Origin of the sequence: Shouchella miscanthi, from assembly GCF_007725405.1 — a bacterium.
GTDB lineage: Bacteria > Bacillota > Bacilli > Bacillales > Bacillaceae_D > Shouchella > Shouchella hunanensis.
Genome location: NZ_CP042163.1, coordinates 115,717 through 129,216, shown reverse-complemented (window position 1 = coordinate 129,216; position 13,500 = coordinate 115,717). Strand labels below are relative to the sequence as shown.

Below are 13,500 nucleotides of genomic sequence, written 5' to 3'. Positions count from 1 at the left end.
TTCTTTCGTGCCGCCTGTGTCTATCGCGGCGACAAGAAATAATATACCACCATACCAAAAAATGCGCAAGGCTTTTTTAAAAGTTTTTTTATAAAAAAGATCTGCTGCTCTTTTAGAGCAAGAACAGCAGCAGGAACATTGCGTTTATTCTCCTTGTTCTCTGTTTCTCATTTGCGGAAACAATAGGACATCACGTATTGATGGAGCATTCGTCAAGAGCATAACTAATCGGTCTATCCCGATTCCTAGACCACCTGTTGGCGGCATACCATACTCCAGCGCTTCCACGAAGTCTTCATCCATCATGTGCGCCTCATCGTCTCCTTGCTCTCTTTCTACTAACTGAGCTTCAAAACGTTTACGCTGATCAATTGGATCATTTAACTCAGAAAATGCATTTGCGTGTTCACGACCAACAATGAATAACTCAAAACGATCAGTAAAACGCGGATCTTCCTCATTCTTTTTCGCTAAAGGCGAAATCGCAAGCGGGTGTCCATAAACAAATGTTGGCTGAATAAGAGACTCTTCAACAAAGTGTTCAAAGAATTCGTTTACGACATGCCCAAAGCTCATTGTTTCTTTAACAGGGACACCATGTTCTTTTGCAAAGGCGCGTGCTTCTTCATCACTCATCTCCTGCCAAAAATCGACACCTGTTTTTTCTTTAATGGCATCTACCATATGAATACGTGTCCAACCAGGAGCAAGGTTTACTTCATAGTCACCATAAGGAACCGTCGTTGTACCAAGCACTTCTTTTGCAATATGTGCAATAACCCCTTCTGTTAACGCCATGATGTCTTTGTAATCTGCATAAGCTTCATATAGTTCAATCATTGTGAATTCAGGATTATGACGGGTTGATACTCCCTCATTTCTAAATACACGGCCAATTTCATATACTTTTTCCAATCCACCGACGATTAGACGCTTTAAATGAAGCTCAATGGCAATTCTCATATAAAGTTCCATATCCAACGTGTTATGATGTGTCACAAATGGACGTGCAGACGCTCCACCTGGAATGCTGTGCATCATCGGTGTCTCGACCTCTAAGAAACCTTGATCGTCAAGATAGCGACGCATCACTTGAATAATCTTACTACGAGTTATAAATGTTTTTCGTGAGTCTGGACTTGTAATAAGGTCAAGATAGCGCTGACGGTAACGTTGCTCCACATCTTTTAAGCCATGATATTTATCCGGTAAAGGACGTAATGACTTCCCTAATAACGTCAGTTCTGTCACTTTTACGGACATCTCGCCCACTTTTGTTTTAAAAGGACCCCCAACAATCCCAACCATATCTCCAATATCAAGAGACTTAAATAAATCATAGGAGGCTTCGCCAACTGCATCTTGGCGAACATACATTTGAATTTGTCCAGTTAAATCTTGAATGTGCGCAAATCCAGCTTTTCCTTTGCCGCGCTTTGTCATTAATCGACCAGCTAACACGACCTTTTCTTCTTTATCTTCTAGCTCTTCTTTTGTATACGCATCAAATTGGTCGATCACTTGCTGTGATGTATGAGTACGATTAAACTTTCCACCAAATGGATCAACACCTTGTTCATATAACTGATTTAGCTTGTCTTTTCGTACAGCCAATAAATCATGTAGCTCTAATTCTTCCGTCAACACTCTCAACCCCTGTTCTCTTTCATCGAAAAAGGGCAGATTAACAGATCTGTCAATCAAACCCCTTATTCATCAAGTTATTTAGAAGTGTACTATAAAGCTAGCGCCTTTGCTAGTTCATCCTCGTTAAAAATTGAATCAGTTAGCACCGTCACTTATGGAGACAACTCAATCTTTCATTTTAGAGACACTCTATGCTTCACACGTACCATCTGCCCATTTCAGAGCTGCATCATATCCTCTTTTGTAACATCTAAGCTTGTACAAATTCGATTTATTAATTCATCATCAGGGTTTCGAATACCACGTTCAATCTCTCCTAGTAAAGAAACAGATACATGGATTTCTTTTGCAAAATCCTGCTGTGTATATCCTTTTAACTTTCGATAGGCTCGTATGTTCCTACCCCATTCCATTGCTTCCACCATCTCACACCCTCTTTATCATTAAACTGCTTGTTTATGACTTTACTTAGAGGTAAACCGCTTTTTTCGCTTTTTATCTTAGGTGCAATTTCAGCTAGAGGAACTAACACGAACGCACGATCCCACATTCTTGGATGTGGAATTTGCAAACCATCTACATCCAGTCTTACATCTTCATATAGTAAAAGATCAAGATCCACTGTTCTTGGTCCATTCAGTATCTCTCTCTCTCGACCCAATACGAGTTCAATTTCTTGCGTCATTTCCAACAGCTCAAGCGGATGATAAACGGTTGCCGCCTCAATTACCATGTTTAAAAACGGACCTTGCTCTTCGTACCCGACGGGATCGGTTTCATATATTGAGGAGGCTCGAACAACTTGAATGCTTTCATCAGCTTGCAGTCGTTCAACCGCAGACATTAAGTTCTGTTCCCGATTTCCTAAATTAGATCCGAGTGCAATAAATACTTGATTACTCATTTCGACCTCTTCTTAATTCCACTGCCACTGACTGATAGTGACCAGGTATAGGCGGATCTGGCTTAATTACTTTAACCGTACACGCAAATACTTTTTCATAGGACTCAAGGAGTTCATCACAGATTGCTTTTGCAATTGTTTCCACGAGTTTAACTGGCTTTCCTTCAACAATTTTCTTAACGCTTTTATAGATTTCTCCATAATCAACCGATTCTTCTAACTCATCATCGGCTGCAGCCTTTTCTAAGTCCAATTCGAGGATTAAATCAACTAAAAATCGTTGTCCTAATGTATTTTCTTCAGTGAACACCCCGTGATAACCGTAAAAAGAAAGTTGATTCATATAGATTTTATCCAACTTCATCGCTCCTTTGTAGCATAGCATCCATCATCAGAGCCATTCGCTTCATCTCTTTTACATCGTGAACGCGCACAACACTCACGCCTTTCGTTATGCCTAAACAAACGGTTGCGCCAGTACCTTCTACTCTTTCATCGACAGGCAACTGCAGCGTTTTAGCAATGAATGATTTCCTGGACGTACCAAGTAAAACAGGGAACCCTAAATCAACAATTTGGTTTAGCTCCCGCATCACTTCTAAGTTCTGTTCATATGTTTTCGCAAAACCAACACCTGGATCTAGCCAAATGTGTTCGGCTTTTACACCAGCATTTGTACAAATAGATATACTTTGTGATAAATCGGCTAACACATCATTCATAAACACCCCGTACGGAGTTTGATCCCGATTATGCATCAAAATAATGGGTACTTCGTATTCAACAGCTATACGAGCCATTTGCGGATCCGCCTTTGCACCCCAAACATCATTAATTATAGAAGCCCCTGCTTTTAATGCCGCTTCTGCTGTTTTTGCTTTAAACGTATCAATGGAAATGGGAACCTCAAAGCGCTCAACTAATTGTTCGATCACCGGACTGGTCCGTTCAATTTCTTCTTCTACAGAGACTGGCGTGTATCCAGGACGGGTTGATTCACCGCCAATATCAATTAAATCAGCGCCTGCTTCAATCATATCAGCTACTCGATCAATCGCTGCATCGACCTGATTAAATTTACCCCCATCAGAAAATGAATCTGGCGTTACGTTAAGAATTCCCATTATTTTCGTTCTTGATCCTTGCTTTACTTCCATATCAAGCCGCTTACTCATTCTCTATCCTCTCTTCCATCTTTATCGCTAATTGGTACGATGTTGCTAGTTGCTCCGTAATCGTATTGCTCGGTAGCGATTGATGATCAAATGTATGAACAGCCACAATGCCTTGTATAGCATTTGTTAAAAATACTTCGTCAGCTTGAGCAATCTCTTCTTTTGTGTAAAAACCTTCTTCGACTCTCTTTTGATTCTGTTCGCACCACGCTATCACGTATTGCCGAGTCACTCCATTTAAAATACCCGTTTCAAGGCTCGGTGTATACACGCTATCGTTTTTCACAAAAAACAGATTTGAAACAATCCCCTCTGCTGCATATCCTTCTGCTGTATAAAAAAGCCCTTCTGTATTCGGTTGATTACCTAGTTCTTTTTTAGCCAACACATTGTTTAAATAATGATGTGATTTATAACGCCTTATCCCCTCAATTGAATTTCTGTTAAGCTTTAACGAAACCAACCGCTTGGCTGCGACAGGCAAGGGGGGTAATACTTTTACATATACAATTTCCTGCGGGTCGAGGAATGGCTCGTTAGCCAACCCAATCTCCCGAATACCAGCTGACACATTCCAGCGTATATAAGCTTCTTGTAACCCATTTTTCTTAAGAAGCTTGCGAACAGTACGATAGACAACGTCTTCTGTAAGAACGTAGTTAAACCCTAATTCTTTAACACTTACATTAAGCCGTGTCAGATGATGATCTAGAAGAAAAATAGCATCATTTCTTACAGCAAATGTTTCAAATAACCCTAATCCATAAAGAAAACCATGGTCGTAGGGTGATATAGATGCTTCTGTATCCTGTACAATTTGCCCGTTTACACTAATGTACACGAAACCCCACCTTTATACGTTTCGACAAATTGACGCAACATCCTCTTTCCTTCACTCGTCAGGATCGCTTCCGGATGGAATTGAACGCCCTCTAACGCATACTCTTTATGACGAATCGCCATAATTTCTCCTGATGCTGTCTCTGCACTTATGTCAAAGCAAGACGGGAGGGTTTCCCGTTCAACGATAAGAGAGTGATACCGGGTTACTCTTAGTGGCTGATGCAACTCTTTAAATAACGTTCGTTTGTCATGTTGAATGTAAGAGGTTTTACCATGCATGAGCTGATCAGCCTTCTTTACAACTCCACCGAATGCTTGTGCAATAGCTTGATGACCAAGACAGACGCCTAATATCGGTATCCTTCCACTAAACGTACGAATGACATCCAAGCTAATACCTGCCTCATTCGGCGTACAAGGGCCTGGCGAAATCATAATCATTTCTGGTTTCAGCACCGTTTCAATTTCTTCAATCTCAATTTTATCATTGCGTCGAACAACTAGTTCTTCGCCCATTTCTCCTAAATATTGCACTAGGTTATACGTAAAGGAATCATAGTTATCAATCATTAAGATCATTATTCGGTTTTCGCCCTTTCTTTAGCAATATCATAAGCACGCCACAGTGCTTTTGCTTTTTTTAGGGATTCCTTGTACTCGGCTAGTGGATTTGAATCAATGACAACACCGGCACCGGCTTGAACATAAGCATAATCACCTTGGCAAATCATCGTGCGAATGACGATATTTAACTCCATATCACCATGGAAACCAATCCACCCGATCGCACCTGTGTATAGACCTCTTCTTACAGGTTCTAACTCTTCAATAATTTCCATCGTCCTCACTTTTGGCGCTCCTGTAATCGTGCCTCCAGGAAAAACAGCCCGAATACAGTCATACAACGAATGACCTTCCGCAAGCTTGCTTTTAACATTTGAAACTAAGTGCATGACGTGAGAGTATTTTTCCACTACTAGTAGTTCGTCTACTTCAACACTCCCATATTCACTCACTCTTCCAAGGTCGTTTCGCTCTAAATCCACAAGCATTACGTGCTCAGCGATTTCTTTTTCGTTAGCGAGAAGTTCTTCTTTAAGACGTTGATCTTCTGCTTCGGTCTTGCCTCTTGATCGTGTACCGGCAATTGGCCTTGTACTCAATTCACCGTTTCTTTTTTTCACTAGTAGTTCAGGAGAAGCACTAACAACTTGTCGTTCTGGAGCATGAATGTAGCTCATATACGGAGAAGGATTAAGCTCTCTTAATGCTTCATAGATGTAAATAGGCGGAATGTTGTTTCGTTTATGATGACGGACAGACAGGTTTACTTGGAAGACATCTCCCTCGCTAATATACGTCTGTATTCGCTCAACCGCTTTTGCAAATTCTTCTTCACTCATTGTGCCAACCAATGAAGACGATTCCTCAGAACCAGCAAAGGTGTCATGGTCATGCTCTGTCGGCTGTAGCCCTCCCTGGGACCAAATGGTTTCATAATCCATTAACCGCTTTTCTAATTCCCTTTCATCATTGCCATTCACACAAATCCAAAGCACTTTTTGTTCATGGTCATACACAAAAACATTTTCGAAGATCATAAAATACACTTCGGGCAATTGTAAATCGTCTACTGCATTTGTCGCTAATGTTTCAATTTGGCGTACATAATCATAGCTAATATAGCCTAGCGCTCCCCCTTGAATAGGGGGGCCTTCCCCTAGCAATGGTTCATTCACTTGATACGATTTTAAAACGAGTTCGACACTCTCTAATAATTCCCCGTCATACGTTTTCGTTGTTCCATTTGTTTGAACAGTTAACGTTCTATCTTTCCCTTCAATAATGGCTTCTGGTTTTAGTCCCATAATGCTATATCGTCCAGAACGTCCACTTTCTAATACAGCATAATGTTGTTCTTTTTCTGTTAGTCGTCGAAATGCGCCAAACCATTCATTTGATGGCATTGGCAATGTCATTGTCTTTGTTAAACGATCAGACACATTCTTTCCCCCGTCCATAACTATATGGACTCATTTTACTAAACTACCAACAATAATAAAAGCAGACTCTTATTGAGCCTGCTTCTTTTTATTTCCCGGGAAGTAAAAAATCCCCTATTATGCTTTTGCTTCTTCTTCTTCAAATTGATACAGCGGTGTGCTTAGGTAACGCTCTCCATTTGAAGGGATAATCGCAACCACTTTTTTTCCTGGACCTAATTCCTTCGCCAGTTGAAGCGCTCCATAAATAGCTGCACCAGAAGAAATTCCACCTAAAATCCCCTCTTCTTTTGCTGCTCTTCTTGCATACTCAAACGCTTCATCCGTTGATACTTTTAGTACTTCATCATATATTTCTGTATTTAAGATACCAGGAACAAATCCAGGTCCAATTCCCTGCAATTTATGGGGACCAGGCTTTCCACCAGATAAAACCGGTGAATCCTGAGGTTCAATAGCAACTACCTTTAAGTGTGGGAAGTTTTCTTTTAACAAGCCGCCAGCCCCTGTAATCGTTCCCCCAGTTCCAATACCAGCCACAAAACCGTCAAGTTGACCATCTACTTGTTGTAACAACTCTTTTCCTGTTGTCTCACGGTGAATTTTAGGGTTTGCACCGTTTTCAAATTGTTGCGGCATGAAATGGCCATCTTCACTAGCTAGTTCTGTTGCCTTACGAATGGCTCCACCCATACCTTCTGGCCCAGGTGTTAATACAAGGTCTGCACCGTATGCTCTTAATAAGTTTCTTCTTTCTAAGCTCATCGTTTCCGGCATAACAAGCTTAGTCTTGTATCCTTTCGCCGCTGCAACCATCGCTAGACCAATTCCTGTGTTACCACTAGTTGGCTCGACAATAACAGTTCCAGGCTTTAACTCTCCAGCTTCTTCTGCTGCATTAATCATAGCAAGGGCAATTCGGTCTTTTACACTGCTTCCAGGGTTTTGATATTCTAACTTCAAGTAAACATCTGCATGCTCTTCTGATGTTAAACGATTTAACTTAACCAATGGGGTATTACCAATTAATTCAGTAATGTTGTTGACGACCGTCATACTGAAAAGCCTCCTCTAGATTAATTCCTAGTATTTTTATGCGATTTACAAAAATAATAGCAGACATTTTCTGATAAGTCAATCAAAAAGAACAGTGTGAACCAAAAAGGCTGGAACGCTAACGCTCCAACCTTTTTTATTTTGCATTATCGAGCAGCGACACAAGCTCATCTTCTGTAAATGTATACGTCTCGTTACAAAAATTACACGTCGTCTCGGCTCCTTGATCTTCTTTAATCATCGCGTCGATTTCCGCTTGACCTAAGCTAATAATGGCATTGGCGATTCTTTCTTTTGAACATGAACATTGAAACTGTACAGGTTTGGTTTCTAGTAACTTTACATTGCTTTCACCTAAGAGCGTATAAAGAATCTCTTCTGGTGATAAACCCTTTTCAACAAGCTTCGAAACAGCAGGGACATTGGATAAACGTTGTTCAATATCAATAATTGTACTTTCTTGCGCTCCTGGCATCATTTGAATGACGAATCCACCAGCTGCAAGAATGGTTTCATCAGGGTTAACAAGAACACCGACGCCAACAGAGGATGGCGTTTGTTCGGAATTAGCGAAGTAATAGGTGAAATCATCACCAATTTCCCCAGATACAAGCGGGACACTACCTGTAAAAGGCTCTTTCATTCCTAAATCTTTCACAACAGACAGCGTTCCGTCCGTTCCAACAACACGGGCTACATCCAATTTACCGTGGCTGTTTAAATCAGGACTGACGTGAGGGTTTGTTACCGTTCCTCTTGTTGATCCATCTGCATGGCTATCAACAATAACTTGCCCAATTGGACCGTTTCCTTCGATTCGAACCGTTAATTTCGCCTCACCCTTTAGCATAGAAGCCATCATTGTACCGCCCATCATCGCACGACCAAGAGCAGCTGATGCCGTTGGCCATGTTCCTTGCCTTCTACATGCTTCAGACACCATATCGGTTGCTGTTAAAGCAATTGCTCTTACTTCTCCGTTATATGCTGTTGCTCTTACTAAATAATCATTCATTGCCTACACTCCTTCTTACTTATTTCGATCATATATTTGCTTCAGACCTTTATGTGTTAGATTTTGATCCACGTATTGAATCTGCGTCGAATCTTCTGCATACAAATGGACAAGACCTCCAGTTGCAATCACAACGGCGTGAGGTTGTGACACCTCTTTTTTCATGCGTTCAATCATACCATCAATTAAGCATAAATACCCGTAATATGTACCACTATGAATGGAGCTAAGGGTTGTCTTATTAATAATCCTTTCCGGCTTTTGCAATTCGACACGTGGAAGCCTAGAAGCATTTTCAGACAAGGCATCAACTGACAGCGCGGGACCTGGCGCTATCACTCCACCACGATAGCGGTGCTTTTCATCAATGTAACAAAAGGTTGTTGCCGTCCCAATATCAACCACGATACAAGGAGCTTGATACATTGATAGAGCGGCAACAGCGTTCGCAATTCGATCCGACCCTACTTCTTTAGGGTCTTCGTAAAGAATATTAAGGCCTGTCTTCACACCTGGACCAATAATAACTGGCTCAACGTTAAAATAGTCTCTGCACATTCGCTTAAAACGATGCATCATACTTGGCACAACCGATGAAAGAATAACGCCTTCCACATCTGAAAGAGAATAGTCCTGATGTTGAAAAAAGCTATATAGAAGCATACCGTATTCGTCGCTTGTTTTTTCTGTCGCCTTTGCCATTCGAAAAAGGGTTTCAAGCTCATTTTCCCGGAAGATTCCTGTTACAATGGATGAGTTTCCAATATCAATCGTTAAAATCATTTAGTCTCCCCCTGAACAAAAAGAGAGTGCAGATGCACTCTCTTTAGGTGTTATTCTTTTCGATCGTTCAGATCCTCGGAAGCAGGACGATTTTCTTCCATATTCGTCGTCTCTTCATAAGCACCTTTTAAATCCTCTGACTCATCTTTTGATTGAATGTTCACTTTCACGTCATCATCTTTTCGATTTGCATGATGATTTTCAGGAAGCTTCCCTTCGTTAATAAGAGACTGAATTTGTTCCGCATCTAGCGTTTCTAATTCAATTAGTTTTTGCGCCACAAGGTCTAGACTATCTTTATTTTCAATAAGAATTTGTTTACAGCGCTCATAAGAGTCCTTAATAATACGCTGTACTTCTAAATCAATCTCATGGGCAATTGCATCTGAATAGTTTTGCTCGTTTTGGATATCTCTTCCTAAGAAAACTTGACCACCAGAAGTTGAACCAAATTGCATTGGTCCGAGCTTATCGCTCATGCCGTACTCTGTTACCATCTTTCTCGCAATAGCAGTTGCACGTTGGAAGTCATTATGAGCTCCAGTAGATACTTCTCCAAATTGCACTTCCTCAGCTACACGTCCACCAAGAAGTCCGACAATCTTGTCAAGTAGTTCAGGTTTGGTCATAAAGTAGCGATCTTCTTTTGGAAGCATCATCGCATACCCGCCTGCCATACCTCGTGGAACAATTGTTACTTTATGAACAGTGTCAGCACTTTCTAGCTTCACACCTACGACAGTATGACCTGCTTCATGCCAAGCAACAATGTTTTTCTCCTTCGCGGATATCACACGGCTTTTCTTAGCAGGACCAGCAATGACACGGTCAATAGCTTCTTCAATATGTTCCATACCAATTTCTTTTTTATTATCTCTTGCAGCGACGAGTGCCGCTTCATTTAAAAGATTTTCTAAATCAGCACCTGAGAAACCTGGCGTTCGTACAGCAATTAAATCAAGCTTAACGTCTTCGCGTAAAGGCTTGTTACGTGCATGTACATGAAGAACTTCTTCACGCCCTTTTACGTCAGGAGCATTAACTTGAATTTGTCTGTCAAAACGACCTGGACGTAATAACGCTGGATCGAGAATATCTGCACGGTTTGTCGCAGCAATAATGATAATACCCTCATTTGCACTAAAACCATCCATTTCAACAAGCAATTGGTTCAGCGTTTGTTCACGTTCATCGTGACCGCCACCAAGACCTGCTCCACGTTGGCGTCCAACTGCATCAATCTCATCAATAAAGATAATACAAGGAGAGTTTTTCTTCGCATTTTCAAAAAGGTCACGCACACGAGATGCACCGACACCGACAAACATTTCAACGAAGTCAGAACCACTGATAGAGAAGAAAGGAACACCAGCTTCACCTGCAACAGCGCGAGCTAACAATGTTTTACCCGTACCTGGAGGACCTACTAAGAGGACACCTTTAGGAATACGTGCGCCAATCGCCGAGAACCGTCTTGGGTCTTTTAAGAATTCAACCACTTCAACAAGCTCTTGCTTTTCTTCGTCTGCACCAGCAACGTCTTTAAATTTCGCTTTTTTCTTCTCATCACTAACCATCTTCGCTTTGCTCTTACCAAAGTTCATGACGCGGTTTCCACCACCGCCGCCACCACCTTGAGCCGAACTCATCATAAAGATAATAATTAAGACGATAAGTAAGAATGGGGCAATAAATAATATAGTTGTAAACCAGTTGCTCTGCTCTTCTTCTGGTTCGATAGAGATCTCAACGTTATCAATCTCTGCTAAGAAACCAGTCGTAACCTCAGAGTTAAAAACAGATGTAGAGAAGTTTTCATCTTCATTTTGATCTGTGAAACGTCCTGTTACAATAAGAACACCACGCTCTGGTTGAACGTTTATGCTTTCAACCTCGCCTTGCTCAAGTCTTTCAATAAATTCATCGTATCGTACTTGAGTTGTCTCAGATTGATCACTTGTCACAGCATTCACTGCAGCAATTACAACGACCATGACAAGAACTAAAATTAAGACAGTACGCAACGTACGTCCTTTCATCCTTTACCTCCTCCCACATCCAACAAAACTGCACCTATCTTACCATAACACGTTCGTGGACACCAATAATTAGCCTTCATAAACTTCTGGCTTTAAGATGCCTACGTACGGTAAATTTCGGTAGCGTTCTGCGAAGTCTAATCCATACCCAACAACAAATTCGTCTGGTACAATAAACCCGGTTAAATCCGGCACTAAATCAACTTTTCTTCCTTCAGGCTTATCAAGAAGGGTAACCACTTTTACAGACTTTGCTTTGCGGTATTTAAAAAGCTCAATTAAATAGCTTAACGTTAAACCACTATCAATAATATCTTCTACAATGAGGACATCTCGACCTTCTACTTTTGTATCTAGATCTTTGACGATTTTCACTTCACCTGAGGAAACCATACTTTTGCCATAACTTGAAACATCCATAAAATCCATTTCAAGGTGTGTATCGACAGCTTTAACTAAATCAGCCATAAATGGAAGCGCACCTTTTAAGACACCTACGAACAAAGGAAAGCGGTCTTTATACTCTTCCGTAATAGTATGCCCTAATTCTTTAATTTTCTTCTGGATCTGTTCTTCGGTTAGTAAAATCTCTTTCATGTCGTTCTTCATCAACCGTCTTGTACCTCCTGTTATATACCATTTGCTTTTTTTAAGTGTTCCCTACAAACGCGATTCGTACATAGTGGTCAAATGCTTGTTGTTTAGGCAATTCAGCCTTATGTAGTAAAAGAATCCACAGTATGTTACCTGCCGAATCAACCAGTAATGGCCAGTCATGCCTACGGGGTAAATCAATTTTTCGGTCAATGAAAACACGATTTACTTTCTTTGAACCGTTCAAACCTTTTGGATTGAAACGGTCCCCCGGTCGTCGATTCCTTATAAATAAAGGAGACGAAAAACTCGATACTGGGATATACATACATTCAACTGTCTCTTCACCAATAGTTGGAAGAAGTTCCGTACCAACCATTCCTAACGGCGTCGAGATCATCCCTGGCACATTTAGTTCTAAACAGTAATTATCTGATTCCACATAAACCTCTTGCGTAAACCTGTAGCAATTGTTTTCTCGGTAAACTTTTAATCCATTGCGTAAGTCAATTGATGCGAAGTTCGAATGGCTTTGCAGGAAAAGCTCAATTTGCTCTATGTATGAAGAGAAGTCACGGACTATCCCTTTGTTATACAGACAATTTAATATTAGATGAATCACCCTTCTTTGTAAAGGAATCGCTAGTTTAAGATAGCGATCTTTATCAATTATGACTGTATCCTTCTCTTTTACCATGACTATTTTGGCTAATTGATCCTCTGCAAGCTCCATTAGTACTTTATTATCGTCATGTTGCCACTCTTCAAAACGTCTAATATGTATGTGATTTAACGGATTTTCCTTTTTTAATTCAGGGACAACGTATTTCCGGAATCGGTTTCTTGTATAGCCTTCAGACTCATTGCTTGAATCGTCTCGATAGAGAATTTCTTTCTCGTTACAATACTTAAGAATAGCTTCTTTTGTTACACAAAGAAGTGGTCTAATGAGGCTCCCTTGTTCAAAGTCTCTTTTAGCGGCGATTCCTAATCTTAGATAAGGAGTTGTGCCTCGGTTTAACTTCATTAGAACAGATTCCGTACTATCATCTCCATGATGGGCTGTTGCTAAAACATCGGCGCTCACACGATTCATTTCTGTCGAAAACGCCTGATAGCGTAACGTATGAGCTGCAGCTTGTGTACCCACTTTTTCTGTCTGTTTTTGTGCATTCACATCGACGCGGTAATCTTGAAAATGAACGCCCCTTTTTCGACACCAATTCTGCACAAACATGCAATCTTTCTCCGACTCTTCTCCACGCAACTGATGATTTACATGGACAACATAAATCGTCAGCGACCATTCCGCTCTCATGTCAGCAAGCAACGATAATAGAGCCATTGAATCGGCACCGCCGGAGACAGCTACAAGTACCGTATTCCCTTTTTCCACCAATTGATTGTCTGTCATAAAACGCTGCACTTCTTGCTCCACTGT

The 13,500-nt window shown here is 40.9% G+C and carries 14 protein-coding genes; all 14 read right to left on the bottom strand.

Annotated features, from left to right (window positions below; genetic code table 11):
- Positions 1-144 precede the first annotated feature (144 nt).
- A complete protein-coding gene (lysS, locus tag FPV17_RS00595; RefSeq protein WP_144557421.1) occupies positions 145-1,644 on the bottom strand; it encodes a lysine--tRNA ligase in 1,500 nt (499 codons plus the stop codon).
- A 221-nt stretch (positions 1,645-1,865) separates the two neighbouring features.
- Entirely contained in the window at positions 1,866-2,069 is a 204-nt protein-coding gene (locus FPV17_RS00590) for a helix-turn-helix domain-containing protein (protein WP_038486400.1), read from the bottom strand.
- Complete coding sequence (gene folK / locus FPV17_RS00585) at positions 2,021-2,551, bottom strand: 2-amino-4-hydroxy-6-hydroxymethyldihydropteridine diphosphokinase (RefSeq protein ID WP_144557419.1); 531 nt, start codon at positions 2,549-2,551, stop codon at positions 2,021-2,023. The genes FPV17_RS00590 and folK overlap by 49 nt, the downstream gene beginning before the upstream one ends.
- Positions 2,544-2,909, bottom strand: coding sequence for a dihydroneopterin aldolase (gene folB, locus FPV17_RS00580; RefSeq protein ID WP_035395134.1), 366 nt, complete (start codon positions 2,907-2,909; stop codon positions 2,544-2,546). The genes folK and folB overlap by 8 nt, the downstream gene beginning before the upstream one ends.
- A complete protein-coding gene (gene folP, locus FPV17_RS00575) occupies positions 2,902-3,726 on the bottom strand; it encodes a dihydropteroate synthase (RefSeq protein ID WP_052007984.1) in 825 nt (274 codons plus the stop codon). Before folP ends, folB begins: the two co-directional genes overlap by 8 nt.
- A complete protein-coding gene (pabC, locus tag FPV17_RS00570; RefSeq protein ID WP_144557417.1) occupies positions 3,719-4,567 on the bottom strand; it encodes an aminodeoxychorismate lyase in 849 nt (282 codons plus the stop codon). The genes folP and pabC overlap by 8 nt, the downstream gene beginning before the upstream one ends.
- Positions 4,552-5,148 (bottom strand): aminodeoxychorismate/anthranilate synthase component II, encoded by a 597-nt coding sequence (gene pabA / locus FPV17_RS00565; RefSeq protein ID WP_060705842.1) that lies wholly within the window; start codon positions 5,146-5,148, stop codon positions 4,552-4,554. The genes pabC and pabA overlap by 16 nt, the downstream gene beginning before the upstream one ends.
- A complete protein-coding gene (locus FPV17_RS00560) occupies positions 5,148-6,548 on the bottom strand; it encodes an anthranilate synthase component I family protein (protein WP_246117179.1) in 1,401 nt (466 codons plus the stop codon). Before FPV17_RS00560 ends, pabA begins: the two co-directional genes overlap by 1 nt.
- A 141-nt stretch (positions 6,549-6,689) precedes the next feature.
- The gene (gene cysK / locus FPV17_RS00555) at positions 6,690-7,628 is read right to left on the bottom strand and encodes a cysteine synthase A (protein ID WP_060705843.1); all 939 of its coding nucleotides are present in this window, start codon (positions 7,626-7,628) and stop codon (positions 6,690-6,692) included.
- 136 nt (positions 7,629-7,764) lie between these two features.
- Positions 7,765-8,643, bottom strand: coding sequence for an Hsp33 family molecular chaperone HslO (gene hslO / locus FPV17_RS00550; protein ID WP_035395132.1), 879 nt, complete (start codon positions 8,641-8,643; stop codon positions 7,765-7,767).
- A 15-nt stretch (positions 8,644-8,658) separates the two neighbouring features.
- Positions 8,659-9,426 carry a type III pantothenate kinase gene (locus tag FPV17_RS00545; protein ID WP_035395131.1) on the bottom strand — a complete coding sequence of 256 codons (768 nt, stop codon included), beginning with the start codon at positions 9,424-9,426 and terminating at the stop codon, positions 8,659-8,661.
- A 50-nt stretch (positions 9,427-9,476) separates the two neighbouring features.
- Entirely contained in the window at positions 9,477-11,465 is a 1,989-nt protein-coding gene (ftsH, locus tag FPV17_RS00540; RefSeq protein ID WP_060705844.1) for an ATP-dependent zinc metalloprotease FtsH, read from the bottom strand.
- A 69-nt stretch (positions 11,466-11,534) separates the two neighbouring features.
- The gene (gene hpt, locus FPV17_RS00535) at positions 11,535-12,074 is read right to left on the bottom strand and encodes a hypoxanthine phosphoribosyltransferase (protein WP_186370691.1); all 540 of its coding nucleotides are present in this window, start codon (positions 12,072-12,074) and stop codon (positions 11,535-11,537) included.
- A gap of 40 nt (positions 12,075-12,114) precedes the next feature.
- On the bottom strand, positions 12,115-13,497 hold the full coding sequence (gene tilS, locus FPV17_RS00530; RefSeq protein WP_144557413.1) for a tRNA lysidine(34) synthetase TilS: 1,383 nt from the start codon (positions 13,495-13,497) through the stop codon (positions 12,115-12,117).
- Positions 13,498-13,500: the final 3 nt, after the last annotated feature.

Excerpts from the sequence above, each read along its gene's own strand:
- ftsH (WP_060705844.1), bottom strand. The coding sequence starts at position 11,465 with ATGAAAGGACGTACGTTGCGTACTGTCTTAATTTTAGTTCTTGTCATG.
- cysK (WP_060705843.1), bottom strand. The coding sequence starts at position 7,628 with ATGACGGTCGTCAACAACATTACTGAATTAATTGGTAATACCCCATTG.
- hslO (WP_035395132.1), bottom strand. The coding sequence starts at position 8,643 with ATGAATGATTATTTAGTAAGAGCAACAGCATATAACGGAGAAGTAAGA.
- folP (WP_052007984.1), bottom strand. The coding sequence starts at position 3,726 with ATGAGTAAGCGGCTTGATATGGAAGTAAAGCAAGGATCAAGAACGAAA.
- pabA (WP_060705842.1), bottom strand. The coding sequence starts at position 5,148 with ATGATCTTAATGATTGATAACTATGATTCCTTTACGTATAACCTAGTG.
- FPV17_RS00560 (WP_246117179.1), bottom strand. The coding sequence starts at position 6,548 with ATGACATTGCCAATGCCATCAAATGAATGGTTTGGCGCATTTCGACGA.
- FPV17_RS00545 (WP_035395131.1), bottom strand. The coding sequence starts at position 9,426 with ATGATTTTAACGATTGATATTGGAAACTCATCCATTGTAACAGGAATC.
- folK (WP_144557419.1), bottom strand. The coding sequence starts at position 2,551 with ATGAGTAATCAAGTATTTATTGCACTCGGATCTAATTTAGGAAATCGG.
- hpt (WP_186370691.1), bottom strand. The coding sequence starts at position 12,074 with ATGAAGAACGACATGAAAGAGATTTTACTAACCGAAGAACAGATCCAG.